Source organism: Blautia acetigignens, assembly GCF_025566865.1.
GTDB classification, from domain to species: Bacteria; Bacillota; Clostridia; order Lachnospirales; family Lachnospiraceae; genus Blautia_A; species Blautia_A acetigignens.
The window spans coordinates 16,279-36,810 of the sequence record NZ_JAOQJM010000016.1 but is presented as its reverse complement, the minus strand read 5'-3'; the positions used below and the strand labels follow the sequence as shown (position 1 = coordinate 36,810).

At 41.6% G+C, this 20,532-nt stretch carries 21 protein-coding genes; 3 read left to right on the top strand and 18 right to left on the bottom strand.

What is annotated here, in order from left to right; genetic code table 11:
• Positions 1-120 precede the first annotated feature (120 nt).
• Positions 121-741 carry a transcriptional repressor LexA gene (lexA, locus tag OCV70_RS15615; protein WP_021926525.1) on the top strand — a complete coding sequence of 207 codons (621 nt, stop codon included), beginning with the start codon at positions 121-123 and terminating at the stop codon, positions 739-741.
• A 334-nt stretch (positions 742-1,075) separates the two neighbouring features.
• Here lexA and rsfS read toward each other — a convergent pair whose 3' ends face one another.
• The 15 genes from rsfS to OCV70_RS15540 form a co-directional block, all read right to left on the bottom strand.
• Positions 1,076-1,444 (bottom strand): ribosome silencing factor, encoded by a 369-nt coding sequence (gene rsfS / locus OCV70_RS15610; RefSeq protein WP_021926526.1) that lies wholly within the window; start codon positions 1,442-1,444, stop codon positions 1,076-1,078.
• 72 nt (positions 1,445-1,516) lie between these two features.
• On the bottom strand, positions 1,517-2,122 hold the full coding sequence (gene yqeK / locus OCV70_RS15605) for a bis(5'-nucleosyl)-tetraphosphatase (symmetrical) YqeK (protein ID WP_021926527.1): 606 nt from the start codon (positions 2,120-2,122) through the stop codon (positions 1,517-1,519).
• Positions 2,123-2,124: 2 nt separating this feature from the next.
• Positions 2,125-2,724, bottom strand: coding sequence for a nicotinate-nucleotide adenylyltransferase (gene nadD, locus OCV70_RS15600; RefSeq protein ID WP_021926528.1), 600 nt, complete (start codon positions 2,722-2,724; stop codon positions 2,125-2,127).
• A 19-nt stretch (positions 2,725-2,743) separates the two neighbouring features.
• Positions 2,744-3,037 carry a ribosome assembly RNA-binding protein YhbY gene (yhbY, locus tag OCV70_RS15595; protein WP_021926529.1) on the bottom strand — a complete coding sequence of 98 codons (294 nt, stop codon included), beginning with the start codon at positions 3,035-3,037 and terminating at the stop codon, positions 2,744-2,746.
• 64 nt (positions 3,038-3,101) lie between these two features.
• Positions 3,102-4,394, bottom strand: a complete 1,293-nt coding sequence (gene obgE / locus OCV70_RS15590) for a GTPase ObgE (protein ID WP_173767807.1) — start codon at positions 4,392-4,394, stop codon at positions 3,102-3,104.
• Between the two features lie 62 nt (positions 4,395-4,456).
• Positions 4,457-4,744: a 50S ribosomal protein L27 gene (gene rpmA / locus OCV70_RS15585; RefSeq protein ID WP_015542711.1), complete on the bottom strand. Its 288-nt coding sequence runs from the start codon at positions 4,742-4,744 to the stop codon at positions 4,457-4,459.
• 5 nt (positions 4,745-4,749) lie between these two features.
• The gene (locus tag OCV70_RS15580) at positions 4,750-5,073 is read right to left on the bottom strand and encodes a ribosomal-processing cysteine protease Prp (RefSeq protein WP_117853584.1); all 324 of its coding nucleotides are present in this window, start codon (positions 5,071-5,073) and stop codon (positions 4,750-4,752) included.
• 12 nt (positions 5,074-5,085) lie between these two features.
• Positions 5,086-5,391 carry a 50S ribosomal protein L21 gene (rplU, locus tag OCV70_RS15575; RefSeq protein WP_117853582.1) on the bottom strand — a complete coding sequence of 102 codons (306 nt, stop codon included), beginning with the start codon at positions 5,389-5,391 and terminating at the stop codon, positions 5,086-5,088.
• A gap of 146 nt (positions 5,392-5,537) precedes the next feature.
• Positions 5,538-6,782 carry a ribonuclease E/G gene (locus tag OCV70_RS15570; protein WP_317259475.1) on the bottom strand — a complete coding sequence of 415 codons (1,245 nt, stop codon included), beginning with the start codon at positions 6,780-6,782 and terminating at the stop codon, positions 5,538-5,540.
• 8 nt (positions 6,783-6,790) lie between these two features.
• On the bottom strand, positions 6,791-7,501 hold the full coding sequence (locus OCV70_RS15565; RefSeq protein WP_021924985.1) for a TIGR03936 family radical SAM-associated protein: 711 nt from the start codon (positions 7,499-7,501) through the stop codon (positions 6,791-6,793).
• Positions 7,485-9,356, bottom strand: a complete 1,872-nt coding sequence (locus OCV70_RS15560) for a TIGR03960 family B12-binding radical SAM protein (protein ID WP_262579856.1) — start codon at positions 9,354-9,356, stop codon at positions 7,485-7,487. The genes OCV70_RS15565 and OCV70_RS15560 overlap by 17 nt, the downstream gene beginning before the upstream one ends.
• Before the next feature lie 609 nt (positions 9,357-9,965).
• Positions 9,966-11,147: a site-specific integrase gene (locus OCV70_RS15555; protein WP_173767811.1), complete on the bottom strand. Its 1,182-nt coding sequence runs from the start codon at positions 11,145-11,147 to the stop codon at positions 9,966-9,968.
• A 3-nt stretch (positions 11,148-11,150) separates the two neighbouring features.
• Positions 11,151-12,260 carry a site-specific integrase gene (locus OCV70_RS15550; RefSeq protein WP_173767813.1) on the bottom strand — a complete coding sequence of 370 codons (1,110 nt, stop codon included), beginning with the start codon at positions 12,258-12,260 and terminating at the stop codon, positions 11,151-11,153.
• A 313-nt stretch (positions 12,261-12,573) separates the two neighbouring features.
• Complete coding sequence (locus OCV70_RS15545) at positions 12,574-13,899, bottom strand: site-specific integrase (RefSeq protein WP_173767815.1); 1,326 nt, start codon at positions 13,897-13,899, stop codon at positions 12,574-12,576.
• On the bottom strand, positions 13,896-15,077 hold the full coding sequence (locus tag OCV70_RS15540; RefSeq protein WP_173767817.1) for a tyrosine-type recombinase/integrase: 1,182 nt from the start codon (positions 15,075-15,077) through the stop codon (positions 13,896-13,898). Before OCV70_RS15540 ends, OCV70_RS15545 begins: the two co-directional genes overlap by 4 nt.
• Before the next feature lie 132 nt (positions 15,078-15,209).
• Between OCV70_RS15540 and OCV70_RS15535 the strand changes: the two genes are divergently transcribed.
• Entirely contained in the window at positions 15,210-15,449 is a 240-nt protein-coding gene (locus tag OCV70_RS15535; protein WP_173767819.1) for a helix-turn-helix domain-containing protein, read from the top strand.
• A 160-nt stretch (positions 15,450-15,609) separates the two neighbouring features.
• Here OCV70_RS15535 and OCV70_RS15530 read toward each other — a convergent pair whose 3' ends face one another.
• Positions 15,610-15,978: a hypothetical protein gene (locus OCV70_RS15530; RefSeq protein WP_262579855.1), complete on the bottom strand. Its 369-nt coding sequence runs from the start codon at positions 15,976-15,978 to the stop codon at positions 15,610-15,612.
• Positions 15,979-16,114: 136 nt separating this feature from the next.
• Here OCV70_RS15530 and OCV70_RS15525 point away from each other — a divergent pair, with 136 nt between their 5' ends.
• Positions 16,115-16,354 carry a helix-turn-helix domain-containing protein gene (locus OCV70_RS15525; RefSeq protein ID WP_187566306.1) on the top strand — a complete coding sequence of 80 codons (240 nt, stop codon included), beginning with the start codon at positions 16,115-16,117 and terminating at the stop codon, positions 16,352-16,354.
• A gap of 101 nt (positions 16,355-16,455) precedes the next feature.
• On the opposite strand, the gene OCV70_RS15520 is transcribed toward OCV70_RS15525, so the two are convergent.
• Together OCV70_RS15520 and OCV70_RS15515 are read right to left on the bottom strand one after the other, a co-directional pair.
• Positions 16,456-19,458 (bottom strand): metallophosphoesterase, encoded by a 3,003-nt coding sequence (locus OCV70_RS15520; protein ID WP_173768369.1) that lies wholly within the window; start codon positions 19,456-19,458, stop codon positions 16,456-16,458.
• A 58-nt stretch (positions 19,459-19,516) separates the two neighbouring features.
• Positions 19,517-20,320, bottom strand: a complete 804-nt coding sequence (locus OCV70_RS15515; protein ID WP_173768368.1) for a hypothetical protein — start codon at positions 20,318-20,320, stop codon at positions 19,517-19,519.
• Between the last annotated feature and the right edge of the window lie 212 nt (positions 20,321-20,532).

The window sequence follows — 20,532 nt, the reverse complement described above, 5'->3', positions numbered from 1 at the left end:
AAGAAAAGTCTGTGAACAAAAAAGAGGAAAACGAACATATTTTCAGAATATCTGTTTGCTTAATAAAGAAAAATATGATATGATAGAAAAAAGTTGAATGAATTTCGGAGGAAAACTCTTATGACATATGGTAAAATCAGTAAAAAACAGCAGGAAATCCTGGATTATATAAAAAGTGAAATCTTGAACCGCGGCTTCCCACCGGCAGTCCGTGAAATCTGTGAGGCCGTAAATCTGAAATCCACCTCTTCTGTTCACGCGCACTTAGAAGCCCTTGAGAAGAACGGCTACATCCGCCGCGATGCCACCAAGCCGAGAGCCATTGAGATTATTGACGACAATTTTAATCTGGTCCGCCGTGAAGTGGTGAACGTTCCCCTGGTAGGAACGGTAGCTGCCGGACAGCCTATTCTTGCCGTGGAGAACGTAGAAGGCTATTTCCCGATCCCATCAGAGTTCATGCCTAATGAGCAGAGCTTCATGCTTAAGGTTAAGGGTGACAGCATGATCAATGCCGGAATCTTCGACGGCGACCAGGTGCTTGTGAAGCAGCAGCCTACGGCTGATAATGGAGATATTGTAGTTGCCATGGTAGAGGATTCCGCCACAGTGAAGACCTTCTATAAAGAAAAAGGCTACTACCGTCTTCAGCCGGAGAATGACGCCATGGATCCGATCATCGTCACAGGCGAAGTAAAGATTCTGGGGAAAGTATTCGGTGTGATGCGCTTTTATCAGTAAGTTTTAAAGTGCGCCCCATACTCATTTCCGTAAAGTATGATGCAAATCCTGCAGAAAGCCGTTCGTAGTATGCAGGGACTCTTAATCTCTTATATTTTGAAAGGTACCAAAATATAAGAGATTAATTTTTTAAGTGCTTTATTTACATAATATTATTATTGACAACTTATAGAACGATATATGTCAGGATGCGTAGAATTGTCAGCCGATGAATCAGAAGTGAAAGAGCTTATGTCTGAAAGAATACAGGATTTGTGAGTAAAATAAAAGCCGCATGAGCATCTTCTGTCTCTTAGGTTTGAGACGAGTTTGCCCATACGGCTTTTATCATACATTATTTCTCCAGAAATTCATCCATTTCCAGCACTTTTCCATCTCTCCAGATTCTCTCCAGATCATAGAAAAGCCGGTTCTCTTCATCAAATACATGCACGATCACATCGCCGTAATCCATGAGAATCCAGCTGGAATTGCGGTTTCCCTCGATCTGCTTTGCTTCAAATCCAGCACGTCCAAGCTGTTCCTCAACATTGTCTACGATCGCCTGAACCTGGTTGGAGTTGGTACCGCTTGCGATTACAAAGTAATCTGCAATTACGGAAACAGTATGAATATCGATTACCTTGATATCCTGTCCTTTTTTATCATCAATTGCCTTGCAGGCAATCTGTGCCATCATTTTCTCTGTGCTTACTGTACTCATGTTCTGCTCCTTTCGGTATAGTAGTAACAGTACAGCGGTTTCTGCTATGCGGCAGAAACTTTCATTTCGCTGTCAGCTATTGGTAACATTGCTGCGTTTATTATGTAATTCTTTATAATAAATATAAGCTTCTCTGGAAGTTGGCTCGATATCCTCAGCTGAATCCTCTTCCAGATATTCCAGCGTATCTTTAAGAATCTCATACATACACTCATCCAGATCCTGGAATGCGATTTTACGGATTTCAGGCAAACGGCTTGCCTTATAGCGCATAGGCTCAATGTAATCCGCAATATAAATAATCTTTTCCAGAAGACTCATATCACATCTGCCTGTAGTATGGTAATTAATGGCAGAAAGAATCTCCTGATTGTCAATTCCGTATTTTTCATGAGCAATATATGCCCCTAATCTTGCATGGAGAAGAAAAGGATGCCCCAGTTCAAAATCAGACACCGGGATATTATGCTCACTGCACATTTTCAGTTTCTTTTTATTTGGGATGCATTTGGCACAGTCATGAAGAAGACCGGCAACCTGTGCATCCTTCACATCATATCCGTGTACCATAGCCAGGCAGGCACTGGTGTACATGACTCCCATGGTATGCTGAAAACGATCTTCATCCAGATACTTGGAAAGCTTTTTTTCTATTTTCGCAAAATCATAATCTGCCATGGTCAGACTTCCTTCTTTCTGTAGATTCCATTTTCCTTCATGTAAGAGATTACAAGATCCGGAACGTAGTATTTCAGACTTTTATCTTTGGCTATCCACTGGCGTATCAGGTGACTGGATACATCAATGTTCATAGTATCCAGAATAACAAAATGTCCATGATACTTCTCTGAGAGATACTGGATCCTCTCGCGAAGCTGCTCCCTGGAAGCGTGATCACGCACAGCAACTACAAGAGTGCAGGCTGCACAGATACGTTCGGGCTCACGCCACTCTTCAAAGGCAAATAAAGAATCGGCTCCGATGATAAAATAATAATCCGTATCGGGATTTGATTCCTTTAATTCCTCCAGAGTGCGGTAGGTATAAGTGTAACCGGTCTCGTTCATTTCCGCAAGAGACAGTTCAAAGTGAGGATTATCTGAAATGGCAAGGCGGACCATATCTACACGCTGCTCATCAGCTGCTCTGCCAATTCGGTTCTTCTTGTGCGGAGGATTTCCGGCTGGCATAAACAATACCTTATCCAGCTTCAGCTGCTCATAGCTTTGCTCGCCAAGTATCAGATGTCCCATATGGATGGGATCAAAGGTTCCGCCCATAATCCCGATTTTTCTGTGATTATTTTGGCAGTTCAATTTTCTTCTTCTCTTTTTTACCTTCACGGTATAATACGATCTTTTTGCCGATTACCTGTACAACCTGGGAATGAGTGCGCTCTGCAAGAACCTGTGCCATTTCCTTCGGATCCTCCAGACAGTTCTGCAGCACGCTGATCTTGATCAGCTCTCTGGCTGCAAGAGCTTCGTCAACAGCTTTTGTATTTTCCGGTGTAAGACCGCCCTTGCCAAGCTGGATGATGGCATCCATTTTCATGGCAAGACCTTTTAAATATGCTCTCTGCTTGCTTGTCATAATTTATCTCCTGAACTGCAGCCGATTATACATCACAGGCTGCAAAATACATAAAATCAATGGTTTATTTGTAATAATCAAATTCAAATCCATACATGCGGACGGTATCGCCTTCCTGAATTCCGGCTGCTTCCAGTTCCTCCAGAATGCCGCCCTCTTTGAGGAAGCGCTGGAAGAAGGCAAAGCCCTTCTCAGAATCCAGATTGGTGTAGCCCAGCATTTTCTCAATGCGGGGTCCTTCCACAACAAATACGGAGGGATCCTCCTCATCGATCTCCACGGTAAATGGAAGGGTCTCATTGATCAGTGCATCCTCCGGGAAGAATTCCTGCTCAAATACGATAGCCTTCTTCGGACAGCTATCCAAAAGTTCCTTAATGTGGAAAAGGAGCTCACGCACACCTTGTCCGGTAACTGCGGAAATGGGATATACCTTGATTCCCTTAGGCTCAAATTCCTTACGGAGTCTGTCAACGGGATTCTCCTGACCATCGTCAAAAATACAGTCCACTTTGTTGGCTGCAATTACCTGAGGACGCTTTGCAATCTCCGGATTGTACTCCTCAAGCTCTTTGTTGATCTTGTAAATATCATCAATAGGATCGCGGCCCTCTGTGGAAGCTGCGTCTACAATGTGTACCAAAACTCTGGTACGCTCGATGTGGCGAAGGAATTCGTGGCCAAGGCCTACGCCCTCAGAAGCTCCCTCAATCAGACCTGGGATATCTGCGATGATGAATCCGCCATTCTCAGTATCCACAACTCCAAGATTCGGGCTAAGAGTTGTAAAGTGATAGTTGGCAATCTTTGGCTTTGCATTTGTGACACGGGAAAGAAAGGTGGATTTACCTACATTAGGAAAACCTACCAGTCCAACGTCAGCGATCACCTTAAGCTCCAGAAGAACTTCAAGCTCCTGGAAAGGCTGACCTGGCTGTGCATATTTGGGAACCTGCATAGTTGGAGTTGCATAGTGCTGGTTTCCCTTGCCGCCGCGTCCGCCGCGCAGAACGACCTGACGACGATTGTCGCCGGACATATCTGCAATAACCTTGCGGGAAGCTGCGTCCATGATTACGGTGCCTTCCGGTACCTTTAATATAATATCAGCTCCATCGGCTCCGTGGCAGCGCTTTTTGCCGCCCTCCTGGCCGTCTTCTGCCTTATATTTTCTCTTATGACGGTAGTCTCCGAGGGTATTCTGTCCCTCGTCTACCTCAAAAATTACGTCTCCGCCCTTACCGCCGTCGCCGCCATCCGGACCGCCGTCAGGTACATATTTTTCCCTGCGGAAGCTTACATGGCCGTCGCCGCCTTTACCGGAACGGATTATAATGGTAGCTCTGTCTGCGAACATAAATCTCCTTTATAAGAAAAGGCTCCAAACCTTTATAGATTTGAAGCCTCTTGCTCTACTGATTACTCTGCCTCTACTGGTACGATAGAAACCTGTTTCTTATCGCGGCCTTTTCTGGTGAATCTTACAACACCATCGGTCAGTGCAAATAAGGTATAGTCTTTTCCACATCCTACGTTCTCACCTGCATGGATCTTAGTTCCGCGCTGTCTGTAAAGGATGTTGCCGGCTTTAACAAACTGTCCGTCTGCTCTCTTCGCACCTAATCTCTTGGACTCGGAATCACGACCGTTCTTTGTAGAACCAACTCCCTTTTTATGTGCGAATAACTGAAGGTTCATCTTCATCATTGTTGTTACACCTCCTTGACTCTTACTGTCAAATATCGATTGTTATAACTATGCTCAATTTCTGTTAATCCGAGAATAAGGGAATCCATAAGAAGCTTCCCGCGCTCAGTATTAGGATTTGTTTTAAAATGGATGGATACGTATCCGTCATCCTCTCCAACCTCAATCTTCTCTTCTGTGAATGCATCAAGTGAATTCACAGTTGTGATGATCAAAGCAGATACAGCGGCACATACAATATCCTGTCCCTCTTCGGCATAGCCTGCATGTCCTCTGGACAGAAAATCCAGATAAGAGCCATTTCTCTTCTTAACTGTAATATTGATCATAACAGCACCAGATTAAGCGTTGATCTTTTCGATTTTAACTTTGGTGTACTGCTGTCTGTGACCGTTTTTCTTGTGATATCCAGTTTTTCTCTTGTACTTGTAAACGATGACTTTCTTAGCCTTTCCGTTCTCAACTACAGAAGCGGTAACACTGGCATCCTTAACGTCTTCTCCAACTTTTAATCCCTCATTGCTAACTGCAATTACGTTATCAAAAGTAACGGTTTCACCAGCTTCAACTCCGAGCTTCTCAACTCTGATTACGTCGCCTTCAGCAACTTTGTACTGTTTACCACCTGTTGCAATAATTGCGTACATTTGTGGCACCTCCTATAGACTTTACTCGCCAAATATGGTGGCCTTATGGCTCTTAAACCTCTTTGTGCGGCATACTTGATTATAATAACAGGGTGATCCCTGTTCGTCAAGTGGTTTTTTAAAATATTTTGTAAAATTTTGAAATTTTATTTGGCATCTGCTATTGTGCTACCTGATCTTATCTGTCTGATCTCTTCAATCACAGGCCGTCTGACTTTTTTCCTGGTCATCTCCAGAATATGCAGCGGCGTAATATCTACCGCTTTGCATTTCACCGGATCTTTTCGCAGGTATTTCTGAAGCACGTGGAACAGCTCGTCGTTGTGATCCGGATTTGCCATATTGATAAAGTCGATGAGAATGATCCCGGATAAATTGCGCAGGCGAAGCTGCCTTGCAATTTCTTTTGCCGCTTCCAGATTGATCTTGCGGTAGGTCTCCTCTGCCTTTTTCTTTCCGGTAAATTTACCACTGTTTACGTCTATGGAAACGAAGGCTTCGGTCTGCTGGATCACAATAAATCCGCCGCTGTTCAGCCAGATTTTTTCTTTTTGGACTTCCTCCAGGGCATTTTCCAGACGGGAAAGCTTATATAATGGAAGGAGCTTGTCCTGGTAAAAACGGGCCTTGCTCTCTTCTCCCGGGCTTGTTTCCTTCAGATAGGAAGTGATCTGCTCATAAATGTGAGGATCGTCTGTCACAATGTCGGTCAGGTTTTCACTGTAAATATCCCGAAGGGTGGTGAGATAAACCGGTTCCGTCTCATAAAGGACGCTGAAGCAGGTGCGGCTTCTGCCGTTTACCGCAACTTTTTCATAGAGGTTCTTCAGATAGGAAAGCTCCTGCAAGACTTCGCTTTTTTCTGCCTGTGCGGCGTTGGTGCGGACGATAAGGCCATATTCTTTGTCAGGACGCGCTGCTTCCTCTTCCAGCCAGGAAGAAAGGGTGTGACGTTCCGTGCCGGAAAGCTTGCCGGAAAGGCCGAATTTCTTTTCCCCTGTTGTGAGGACCAGATATTTGCCTGTGAAATTTAAGTTGGCGGTAAGGGCTGGAAGCTTGCCTTTCATGGCATCCCGGCTTACCTGGACAAGGATCTGATCTCCCGGGCGAAGGGGGCTTCCAAGGGCTTTTCCAGAGGCATAGATCACATGCTCCGCTTCCTGAATGGGAAAATAACCGCGCACGCCAGGGGCAATCAGTACAAATGCGGCCTGGATGTTTGCAGCAATGTTTTCCACCTGTCCCACATAAATATTTCCAAGAATGGACTGGCGGGAGGCAGCTTCCAGACGAAGCTCCATGATCTGGTTTTCTTCCTCGATTGCACAGGCATGGCACTGATTGCCGTCAAGTTCCATGGTTGTTATGATTAGTTTACTCAATTGGTTCACCTGGTTGTTTATTTAATTTCTTCCCCTAATGATTCAAGGGAAACAAAGTTGTGCTTCTTCTCGTCTCCCAGATCTGCGTACACTTCCAGACGGTGGATCATGCATGCAAATTCCGGAAGCTCCCATCCAAGCCATTTGGCAAAGGCGGCAATGACGGCATCCGGTTTGGTGTAGTTGGCGCTTGCAGATGCAAGGCTTAAGAAAATGCGGTCATTTTCCTGCAAAGCCATTTTATAGATGAAAGGACGGATATCTACCTCTTTTTCCCCTTTTTTGGTCTCTTTTGTGACCAGAATCTCAGGTTGCTTCATAAATTCCTCAATTTTGTTCTGCCAGCCTTCTTCTGGTGCTTTGCCCTCACGGAATTCTACCAGATAATCCGCGGCGGCAACAAGGGACATGGCTTTGCTTGCTTTTCCATCCTCCACCTGGCGGGCGCTTAAAACTTTAACGCCCTGGACCATCTGCGCGTCAAGGCGCTGGCAGATCTCATCAGTGGGAAGAGTTTCTGTAAGCTCCATGTCAAAGTACTCTCCTGTGCTGGTAACGCCAACTCCAAGAGGAGCTGCAAAGGACATGATCATATGGGGGCTGTATCCGCCGGAAAAAGCGATGGGCAGTTCGGCTCTTCGAACCGCTTTCTGGAAGTAGCGCATGGTATCCAGATGGCCTACAAATTTCATAGGGCCTTCTTTTGTAAATTTAATTCTTACCTTCATAGCATACGCCTCCTTTATAACGTCTTGCTCCGCAGCCTGCACATTTCTGGCGGCAGTTTGGAGTTACCACCTCGCCTTTGGCCTGTTTCCATTCCCGGATCAGGAATTCCTTGGTTACGCCTGCATCAATGAAATCCCATGGCAGGATCTCGTCTGTGCTTCTCTCACGAAGAGTGTAGAATTCAATGTCAATGCCAGTCTCTGCAAAAGCTTCCTTCCAGATATCGTAGCGGAAGCTTTCAGACCAGGCATCATAAAGAGCGCCTTTTTCATAGGCCTTTAAAATGACCTCAGAAGCACGGCGGTCACCTCTTGCAAGGAAGCCTTCCAGTGTAGTAACATCCGGCTCATGCCAGTTGTACTTGATGCTTTTTTGGTTCAACTGGGCACGAATCTCTTCTTTAACAACCTTTGCCTTATCAATGAAATCCTGCTCTGTGTACATTGGTGCCCACTGGAATGGAGTAAATGGCTTAGGCACAAAGAAAGAAGTGCTGACCACGATCTGTACTTTTCCATGGCGTTTTTCCTTGGGAACAGTATCATAGTATTCTTCTGCAATGCGCTCAGCCAGATGAGCGATTCCTTTCATGTCTTCTTCAGTTTCCGTCGGGAGACCAAGCATGAAATAAAGCTTCACACGATTCCAGCCGCCTACGAAGGCTTCTTTTGCACCGTGGAGAATAACCTCTTCTGTAAGGCCTTTGTTGATTACATCACGAAGCCTCTGGGAACCGGCTTCCGGAGCAAAGGTAAGACTGCTTTTCTTGATATCCTGCACCTTGCTCATTACATCCAGGGCAAAGGCATCGATACGAAGGGATGGCAGGGAAATGTTTACGCCTGCAGATTTAAACTCATCAATCAGAAAGTTTACCAGCTCTTCCAGATGGGTGTAATCACTGGAGCTTAAGGAGCTGAGGGAAATTTCCTCATGTCCCGAATTCTTCAGCATGGCTCTGGCGGACGCTTTCAGCTCTTCAACATCACGCTCACGCAGCGGTCTGTAGATCATACCTGCCTGGCAGAAACGGCAGCCACGGATACAGCCGCGCTGAATTTCAAGTGTTACACGGTCCTGTGTTGCTTTGATAAATGGTACAACCGGTTTTTCAATTGGACAGTAGCCTTTATCCATGTTTACGATCAGCTGCTTCTGTACTTTCTCGGGAACTCCCGGGCGATTTGGTGTAAAGGAAGCGATGGTGCCGTCTTCCTTATAAGTGACATCATAAAATGCCGGAACATAAATTCCTGGGATCTGTGCTGCTTTCAGAAGAAAGTCTTCTCTGCTGCCTCCTGCTTCCTTATTGGCCTTATATGCATCAAAAAGTGCATCATAGACGGTTTCACCTTCACCAATATAAAACAGGTCGAAAAAGTCTGCCAGAGGTTCCGGATTGTACGCACATGCACCGCCGCCGATTACGATTGGACATGATTGGTCACGGTCAGCTGCTTTTAGCGGAATCTGGGAAAGATCCAGAGTCTGAAGCACGTTGGTGTAGCACATTTCATAGCCAAGGGTGATGCACAGGAAATCAAAATCCTTAATGGGATCCTGAGATTCCAATGCAAATAATGGGATATTTTTTTCTCTCATAAGCTTGTCAAGATCAAGCCACGGAGAGTATACACGCTCGCACCATACGTCCGGGCGCTTGTTGAACATGTTGTAGAGGAGCATCATACCCAGGTTGGACATACCGATTTCGTAGACATCCGGGAAGCAAAATGCGACCCGGGTGGTCACCTCTTTTTTATCCTTCATTACGGAGTTGACTTCACCGCCGATATAGCGGGCTGCTTTGTCAACACTAAGTAATATTTCGTCACTAAGTGCTAATTTTCTCATAGTTTTCCTTTCGTATTTTGTATATATCTTATAATAAAGACGGCAGAGTTTGCAAAACATAGATTGCTGTCATAGAATATCTGCCTGATTTAGAGCTTATTGATAATCTGTAAAAATAAGCCCTATTTTTTAGCTCATTATGGGGCTAAAAAGTGGGTTTGGTCACTTTTTAGTGAAAAACAGCTTCACTATTTAGAAAATGCAAAGCTATTTTCCATATAATGCCCGTTAACAGTATTTTTTATTATATAACAGGAGGTAAGGGAAGCGCAAGCTTTGTTTGTGAAATCGGCTTGAATATAGAATCATGCTGGAAATATTATAGAAAAAGAGGCTTTTTTTAGCTTGCGATAGGATCAGAAGCCAGCCTTGGTCACTTAATATGGAAGAAATTCAAGTGTTTTTAGCTTGGGCATACAATTATATATCAGTTTGGTCACAAAAATAGGGAAAGCCCTATTGAAAAACAGAGATTTTTTTGCCTGACATGGAAAGAAAAACAGTTTCGGTCACTCGATTTGTACGTTGTATCTGCCTGCATCGGGGACGGATGATCTTTGCTGGTAATAAAATACGGCATAGCCGGGTAAGCTGACTATGCCGATATTTTCAAAAGTATGTTGTTCCTGCAAGATCCATAAGATCGTGCTTATCAATGGGAATCTCGCAGGCACCAGAGTTCATGGAAGTCTCATACCCTAAAGAATCTTCTAATTTGTCTATCTCTTTGTCTGTTAAACGTATCTTTAGAAAGCTTCTCCATGGAAATGCAGGAAAGGAGCATTTGGACAGGATACGTTCATAAGGTTTTTTGATAAAATTCTCCTGCTGTTGTCTCCCGTTCTGGCTCCAGATCAGATACCGGAATGGATTAAATTTCGCATCCTGTTCTTGTAGTGCTTTTAGACGCTTTTCCTGATTTTTGATCTCGTTCATTATAATATCTGGCAGGTATACCGTTTTGGTATTTTCCCTGGACAATACGATATTGGAACGGGGACCGTTGTAGTCTTTGTGAGTCCTCGGCAGATCAAGGCAATGATTATCAAGGTCGATATCATCAAAATGAATCCGGACAATCTCTGCAATCTGCAGGCCGGCAGTGGCGGACAGGAGCATGGGAAGATAAAGCGTTGGGGCATTCCATTTGGAAATCTTCAGTAGCTGCAAAAGCTGCTGGAAAGAATAAGCTTCGGAAGTATCGTAAGAAACACTACCGTCCCAAATTCTCAGCCCATGGGATCTTATGGCATTGGCAGCAGCCGTACCATTGTCCTGTCCTGCACAGTATAATTCCATGGCATTCCGAAAGAAACTGGATACTGCATCACACAACATAGAATATTTTTCCATCGGAAAGTTTTGGGTATCAGGGATCTCGGTCTCTTTCAGGATCTTTATCAGTTCGTCTGTGGTTACATCATTTATGCGTTTATCGCCCAGGACGGGAATAATGTATTTTTTGATAAGGCTATGATAACTTTTGTTATAATCAAGGGCATGACGCCAGAAGGACTGAAATTCTTTTACGGTACATTTGAAGACGGGAATCCGCTTCTCTTCCGCCTGCTGTTTATAAAACGGGTACATGGACAGTGCTTCTTCTTTTGTTTGGTGATATTTTGTCTGCACGGTCAGAACCTTTCCGGATTCAAAAGTACATTTTATGCGGTAACAATACCGTCCACGGCCTTTGATGTAAGTTGGATTTGACGGGAGGTTTGCAGACTGCATTTCGCCGTAGAAAAAAGCATTCTTGTATTTCACATTTGTTTTTGTAGCCTGAGCCATTTGCTAATTCTCCTTTCCGTGAGTTCCATCGACTAAAAAAGGACCGATCTGGACACCGCCGGTTAAATAACGTATTTTTTCGAGGGAACAGTTTTTTTGAATCAGGAACCATACGAACATATTACTAAGGTCACTCATTGTGATGGACGGGAGCCCATTCTCTCTGGTAATGGATTTTAGCTTTGCATTAAGAGCTTCTTTGGTCTTTATGGTTCCATGGCTGCTGATTGAGAAAGAAGTTTCTTTCTTTTTATTCGGATTCGAGGAAAAAAACACATTATTTTCCTGCTGGCGGCGGACGAGTTCTTCACCAATAAAATCAGGGACTTGAAAATCCCGGATCCTTTCCATATCCAACTGCTTATAAATGTAGCTGGAAGCATCTGGGGATGGCTGCTTGTTTTTGATATATTGGTGATGGATTTCCAGCACACGGGTACAGGGAGTGAAGTCTTTATAGGTAAGGCCAAGGATCTCTCCTGTATGCAGGCCGCAGAACAAGGCAAGAAGGAATTCCAGACGGTGAGGGCAGGAACTACTGTATACCGCATTCAGAAAAATTTTAAGCTGTTCGCTAGTATAGAGTAATACGGTTGTTTGGGGCTTTTTATAAGCGGCAGGTGAAGGTGCGGGATTGCAGCTGACTTCTCCGTGTTTCCATATATCATCTGAAAAAAGCTGCAGCAGTTTGGCTACGGCATATTCGGTACCTTCACAATAGGCTTTGCAGGCATTGATCAGATCTTTGAGATATTTGGTATCGATGTTGTGAAGAAGCGGATCTGTTGTAATGTTGGGATCGATTAGGTTGCGGATGATCCAGCGGTTCTTTATAATTGCATTTTCGCTGCAATTATATGCAAGGTATATTTTATAAAAATAATAGCTCAGGTATTCGTTGAAAGTAAAAGGGCAATGGTTGGCATTTTTCAATTCCACAAGTTCCTTTGTAGAAATACGTGCTGCTTCTTCGCAAAGTGTTTCAGCCGTACTGCGCTGCAAAATGCCGTTATGGGTAACGGAACGGATTGTTAGCGCATTAGGGTCTACTGTTCTGGTGCGATAGCTCCATAAATGTTCATGTGATAAAAATACGTCTTCTGTTCGGTTCATAAAATCCTCCTGAAAAATTATATAAGACAAAATGTTTAAGGGTGATCTGCGGCAGGCTGCCCAGGCAGGAAAATGTGTTGTCTTCATCATAAATATGTCTGAAAATGGTCGTTTTGTTCTGCAAAAAATATATGTTCCTAATTATAATATGTATGATTTTGGTAAATATGGTCTGTTTTTGTAAGAAAACATTTAAAACTTGATAAAAGGACAATCTGACTGGAATTAACTGTTCATGGGATAAAAGAAAAGGCGCACAATGCAATAGCTACATTATGCGTCTCATGAGAATAATTTGTTTCAAAGGAAGTGCCTATTTAATAAAGAACCATTTTTTATAGATAGAGTCATCCGGAAGAAAAAGTATTTTGGGGTCGTAATCTTCCGGAAGAAGGTGATTGGCAGAAACATACTCTTCTATTGCTTCAGAGATATCGTATGCGCTCAGATTTTTTGTTACTACATAGACTTTGCTGGTAAAATCCGGACTGTAATGTCCAAGACATTCAGAGATCGTTTTCATATTAATTTTATATCCTGCCAGGATGGTTGCATAACTGTTACGGAACTTTCTCCAGGGAAGCCTTGGAAAATCACACTGTTCGGTCAGCCGGTTATAGGCTTTCGCATAAAAGCGCCGGTGATAACACTGTCCATTTTCCCGGCAGCAGAGGTATCCAAGATCCAGAAAAGATGGATCTTCGGTTCTGTGTTTTTCATAGCGCTGCCGCTCAAACAGAATCTCTTCCAGGACAAAATCAGCCAGTTCTACAGTCCGTCTGCTTCTTTTGGTTTTCAGTTTAAGTTCCTGCGAAAGGATAGGTCTGTTCGAAGACTGTTCGTTGGGATATATGCTTCTTCCCAGCTGCCGTTCCACGGAAATTTTTTTATTAAGGAAATCAATGTCCTCATACCGCAGGGCGATAATTTCTGATATCCGTAATCCGGCGGTGGCAGCCAGGAGCATGGGAAGATACAGCTGAGGCTCCTTTTCCCGGCAGAGGCACAAAAGCCGGGTGATCTGTTCAACAGTGTAGACTGGTGAGTTACTCTTCTTGGTAACTGTAGAAGCATTTTTTCGTCTTAATTCAGCAGAAAGTCCATCGTATATGTTGTATGGAAGGTAATTGCGGCTTTTGGCATAGCGTAAAGAACCGGTGATCATACCAATGGCAGTCCGCTGTTGATCTTTTGAAGAGATTTTATGCAAAGCTTTTACTAGGTCTTTCCTTTTCAGTTTGTTCAGCCATTTAGTACCGATGAAAGGATTGATATACTTCCTTATGAGATTGCGGTACATGGTAAAAGTATTGTAAGTGATATGCTTTTCCTGGATCATATGGTAATACAGCCAGTAATCATAAAATTCTTTGACAGAATAAGAAAATGGAACAAAGGTTCCTTTGGAGATCTGCATGAGTGTTTCGTCCCTTTTCTGCCGGGTCAGCTGTCTGTCGGGATAGCCGCTGCGTTGTACTATTTTTGTATCACCTGACTCAAAAATAAGGAAAAGACGGAAACTATAGTTTTTTCTGGATTTTAAATATACCACATCCCCCATAGATCTTCCGGAAACGACATTGCCATAAAAGAATGTTTTGCTTACATCAGGAATCGGATAGGCTTTTTTTCTGCTCATAAGTACGCTCCTTTGCATCCTGGCATCCTGGTTCCTAAAAATGGATCCAGGGAATCGCCAATAACTGTGCCGATCTTTAAATCTTCATTGGGGAACATACTGCAGAAGTTTAGTGTGGTACTCAGTTTCGTATGTCCGAGAATAGCGGATATCGCTTCCATGGAAAAATCCTGATTTACAAGGAACTGTGCAAACATATAGCGGAGGTCTCCCATTCGGACAACAGGAAGACTGGCTGCGCTGGATATGCGCTTTAAGGAATAATTAAAGGTAACACTGGATTTGATTTTTGCGGCTAACCCAAGACAGATAAATTGTTTAAAAGCAGATGGTTGATTTGCAAGAATCAGTTTATTTTCTTTTTTACGTTTGGAAAGTTCATGGAAAATAAAAGAAGGGATCTTTAAGATACGGTTCTGCCTGCTACCAGATAATTTTTTTATCTGATAGCCTTTTTCTGTATGATTGGCTGTATAGATACGTTCTATGGTCAGAAGCTGCGTTGTTTTATTAAAATCCGTATATTTAAGACCAAGAATCTCTGCGCTTGTGAGTCCGCAGAAAAGAGCAAGCTGGATCTCAAGATAGCAGCTGGATTTGGACGCCTCTGCAAGAAATTTACGGAACTGGTCAGTGGAATAAAAAACTGCTTTTCTTGTTGGTTCTGGATAGCGTTTGATCTCTTGAAAATCAACGGAAGGGATATAAGCATTTTCATGGGCTGATTTTAAGACCTTATGCAGGAGCTTGTATGCATAATAGCCGCCATTGCTGCAGTATTCCTGGCAGGATTCCAGAATCTGGTTAATATAATTGGGGGTAATGCAGCTTAAAAGCATATCCTTATGCAGGTGCGGCTGAATGATCAGATCTGCCACCCATTGGTCCCGGGCAAGCGTACTGCTTCCATTGGATGCCGGAGCCTGGATTTCTTTGATCCAGTAATCCAGGTATTCTGAAAAGGTAAAAGGAACATTGCGGGTCTTCTTCAGCATGGAAAGAAGATCCTGGTAGGAATCCATGGATTTCTGATAACTTTTTTCGGCTTCTTCTTTTGAGGAAAATCCGGTACTGCTGCCATATTCAATGGTGCAGATAAGCGGATTTACGGTTTTGGTAAGGTGTCCCCAGGTGCCGTCACTGTTTTGGAAGACGGGGGTTTTGGTTTGTTTTTGCATTGATTCATTTTCTCCTTTGTGATTTTTTTACATGAAATATTTCTTTATCACGAAACATTATATGAAGTTTCTCGGATATTATCAATACAAAAGTTTCTTAATAACGAATTATTGATGAAGGTGGGGAATATCATGCAGAAACTCAGACCGGATATGAACATTGGCGGGAACATACAGAAAATACGGTATAGCCGAAAGCTTACACAGGATCAGGTGATTGCCAAAATGAATCTCATGGGGATCCAGATATCCAAAAGTACCTATGCGAAGCTGGAAACAAATCGGATGAATATTAAAGTAAGCGAACTGGTGGCCATGAAGGAAATCTTTGAATGTGAGTTCAATGATTTCTTTGAAGGGCTGAATGAGTAATTATAGATAAATCATAATATAGGGAACTCTTTTATTATCTAGGTATATCCTAAAACGTGATGATAAGAGGGTTCCCAGTTTTTTTAATTGAGATAATGTCGTAGGTGACATAATTGTTTACAAGAAAGTCAGAATTTTAATATTCCTGATCTCTCTTAGCTTATGCGTCTATATCATATTGAAATTCCTCATATATAGAATGTCGCATTTTTTCATACAATTTCTTAAAATTTTCTTCTGTATCGTCAGAAGAGATAGTATTTGAAGTGCTTAAGGCATTTTCGAGCCGACTGCTGTAATTAAGGGCAAACTCTGGATATTTCAGAAATGTATCCAGGGCAGCAGATTCCAGTTCCTCTCCTGCTTTCAAGCGTTCCAACTGAATACTGTCGAAAAGTGTTTGTGTCATAGGCTCGATCCCATATATTGCAGCCCATTGAGTCTGAGTGAAATGTTTCAATTCTGCCGGCAATGTCAGTAATTTTTGCCTTTGCTCCAAGGTCAATTCTTCTAATAAATTTTCTCCCATAATCAAAATTCCCTCCCATCGGGATAAATATGTGTAAGTAACTACAGTATATATTCTACAACTTATAATTCAATTATATATTAGTTATCCTATACTTACAATCTCTGAATAATATTATAGTTGAGGGTAATGGTATATGGAAGATCGTGATTATGGAACTATCCGGATCAAACTGGATGAAATGATAGAAAAGCAAAACATCAGTAAGAACAAATTGGCTCACCGCGCCGAAATGCAAAGGACCCAACTCAACCAGTTTTGTAAAGGAACGGTGACACGGCTGGATACTGCTGTTTTGGCTAGATTGTGCTGTGCGCTGGATTGTAAGATAGAGGATTTGTTGGAGTATGTTCCGCCAGAAAATGAGGAAAAATAATTATAGATCAATGTTAATTGCCGGAATGTTTAGTTACAAATACATTCCGGCAATTTAACACTGATCTATTCCTGATAGGTTCTCTTTTCATAACAATATTCTCATTTTTTTAACAAGATTTCATTCCAGATTGTCAGTATCCTGGAGCCCAGTCTCTGCATTTTGCTGATTTCCCTTGAGGCCTTGTAGATGTCTGTATCAAGGTACAACTGTGGCAGCAGAGCTAATTCCGTTTGTTTTTGTTTTGGCATCAGTGGGTTTGTACGTTTCACTTCAATTAGTTTCTGATAATTGGCATAAAGTTGCGGGCACTGTCCTTTTAACAGGGAAGGGATGTCTGGATATATGACTTTCTGGAATATGTCTGATGCCCAGTATCCCGTGACTGTCAAATCAATTGGATTAACGTACGCATGATTGAAGAAATTAATGTCAATGATGCATCCGTGAATGCGTCCATCTCCTCCGATTTTTTTAATGGCACCAGCAATTTTTTCCTGAAAGGCAGTATATTTGTCCATAGGGGTCTTAATCGTTGCAATCATTTGATCCATATAATCATAATAATACTGGATGTCTTTATGTTCCAGTCTTTTCAATGCTCCTCCATGTAGTATGGCTAACAGTCCATGCCTGCTCTTATGTATGAAACAGTAATAACCATTTTTCTTCAGCATATAAAGAATATAGAGTTTGCGGCTGAAGTCCATGTTGATATTAGTTCCCCGCATGAAATCTTGATAGGCTTGAGTGCTGATTTCATAAATACCATCCCCGTAATCTGAAAAGTAATCATATTCCCAGTCCATCAGGAAATTTTTCAGACGAGGATTGTTATTATGGTATCCGATCTGATTATCCGCATAGATTCGTTCTTCACCATCATCATAAAATACATTCCGGTGTGTGTGCCCACTGACGTACACAAATTTGGCATGAGATTTTGGATTGGAACTCCAGTCTTTCTGCGGAGTATGGGTAAATATTACCGTATTTTTCTGATCAAGTACAGGAAGAAGTTTCTGGTATAAGTTATCAAATTTCTTACTTTCCTGAATTTCGGTTTCTCTGTCTACGGTATTCCAATATATCCCGTTATTTGCATTGAATTCCACGTTACAACCGGAAAAGCCTGTTCCGCCAAATACCACAAGCCTGGAACAGCGGAGTCTCTCAGTAAGTTCCGCATTTGTCATTTGTTCCAGTTCTGCATACGGAATAATACCCATGTCATCGAATTCATTTTTATAAAACAGGTCATTTTGCAACAGGTACATACCATGTTCTTCCAATAATTTCCGGTATTTATCCGTAATATGTTCTACGGAAAGATCCGGGAATTCCCAAAACTCGTGGTTGCCGAGCACGAACAGGAATGTCTGACTCCCATAAGCTGAATGAGCAAGCAGTTTTACGAACAGATCAAACAGGGAAAAATTTGAAGACACATCGCCGCCTATAAGCGTGATGCCGCAGGATTCCTGCACAATAGTATCTACAATTTTCTGCAAGGCGAAAACTACGTCTTCCCTGGAACGACATCCGGCATTTTGAATCCGGTGCAATAAGTGCAGGTCTGTGATATAGCTGATTCGGTTGTAACTTCTGGACATATCAGAAGAAGCAAGCTCCCTTGATTCCTGCAAGATCACTGCCGTTTCTTCTTCATTCTTCTCTGTTGGAGGGAATTCCTGGATGAACTTTTGATTATAAGTATATTTCTCATATGGGATTCCAAATTTTTCACATATGGAGCTGGTCAGACTGGTGTCCTTAAGTTCCAGTCCGTTTGTGTTATTCAGATATTTCAGGCCTCCACAGAGAACCAGAGTTGATCCGGACAAATCCCCTTTCAGGAAGGATACAAAGTCAAAGAAATACTCAAATTTATGAGACTGTCTGGCTATCGTTTGCCCGTCACTGTTCTTCCACTGCTGATTCACTATAAATTTATCTTTCCAGTAGGATTTGCTGACACTGTAAAGAATATCTGTACTGGCAGTGACTGGAAGCTTTGTTGCACTGTCCGTCTGGTACCTGGAAGTATCTATTTCCAGATCAATAACCCCGGACAGGTCGCAGTTCCTTAAATCCCCGTTTCTGGAGCAGACAAAATCATCAAAGGTAGTAAAAATGCGGCAGACTTTTACACAGCAGCTTTCAAGGCGGTATAATACTTTACGCCCTCTGCTGTTTGTGTATTGGTAGACGGATGTTTCATCGCAATAAAGGTGCGTTAGGGAATCAAAATATCCTCTTGTTTCTGTCACCACATTATGATTAACCCAGTCATTTGCGAAATCCCTTACTTCCTTTTTCCTTCTTGAATTTGTTACTTTTGATTGCTGGCTGTAATTAAATTTTTGGACAACTTCTTCCGGATCATAAATCAGGCATAATCCCTGTACAGCATCGCCACCGCAGTAGTAATCTTTGGAAAGGTATTCCATAAGAATATCCATACGTCTTTTATCGGCCGGATCATGATAAGCATACTGGAACAGAAAAAAATGCAAGGGCTTCTTTTCAGAAAATGCAGACTTTTCATAATTTCCGCACACTTTTTTCAGTTCTTCATAAGTGCCACAGGCATTGAATTTGTCCAGCCAGTTCTGGTATTGTTTTTTCACCGTTTTTTCAATATGCTGGTATACCTTCCTGTCCTCCGGTGATAATCCTGGCAGGAATTCATTTATCGTATCAGAGATAAATGAATTCCTGGCATACAGTTTATTGGTATCAAGATGGAATTCGTGTATTGCTTTATCTGGAAACTTATATTGGTAATAACAGGCTTCTTCATAGATATCCCCATCGAGGTATTGGTAGTATTTTTCAAAGTCTGGAAATATTTCTTTATGTTTCCTGGAATAAGGTTCATCGGGATCATCTAAATAAAACCATTCCTCTTCCACAAAAAATTCCTGGCGGATTACATCAAAACCTCTGTGCCCGCTTTTTCTTAATCCAAGCTTTCTTTCGGCTCTAAGAATATCTATATTTCTATATAGTTCCTCCGGGACAGAATTTAGTGTTAATTCACCAATTTTCAATTTTTCGATAATCTTTTTTACTTCTGGATTTTTATGAATTATTTCTGGCATACTTTCAACCATCCGCTTGTCATGTCAAGATCAATATAATATCTGTTGTACATACCAATTATTTCCTTGCATAAGTTCTATTTTGAAAATTTTTAGCATTTTGCTGACTGATAATTATTGCATTTACTATCTCAGTCTTGTCATCATTAAAATTATATGGCTTGAATTTGTAATAGTTGTAATAACTAATATCTATCCAGTTATCTATATAATTTATCAAATCCTGCTTTATAGCGTCAAATGAATTCCAAAAATGCTCTTTATCATATGGTTCTTCTAAAGTTAATTCAGCAGCATAAAATTCGAATTTATAATCTAAAAGTATATTTTCAAGATTTTTATCGTATATATTATTTATATTAAGTAAATATTTCTGAGTATCTATTCTTTTAATCTCTTTCTCAACTTCGTTTACACCATTTAGCAATTGTTCAATAAAAAATTTTATTAATTCTCTTTGTCGATTTTCATCACACTTCCCAAATTCACTTTTGGTAATTTCATACCATTCAACCCAAGTGTGCTTTTCTTCCCGATAGTTTTTGCTTTTAAATGCTACACAGCACAAACGTGACCATGTTTTTACATAATCTAGTATTCGATATTGTAATTCAAAAAATACTGCATTATATATACTATTTGCTTTTTCATTTTTTTCTTTCGTATTTCCAATTTCAATAAGTAGAGCGACAAGTGTAGATGCTACACATCCAAATGCCAAATTTTTAATTACGTCAGAAATAGAACTATTAGTATCATTATTCCAACTGACTGCAAAAATCATTACAAGTACGGATATTCCACCAATTAAACCATACATTTTCCAGTTTACTTTATATGGATTAAGGATATGCTTTTTCATCTTTTACATTCTCCAATATTATATTTTTTTACAAATTAAACTTTGTATATAAAGATTCTTTTTTAGAATTCAATATTATGGAAAAACTCTCTATGTGGTATATTAGGTCCTTTGAGTGATTGTTTATTTTTCACCCAGGAACAATCTAAGAACAGTTGCATAAAATGAATATGCCTTCTTGATATCATATATAATATCAAAAAGGCGTATTC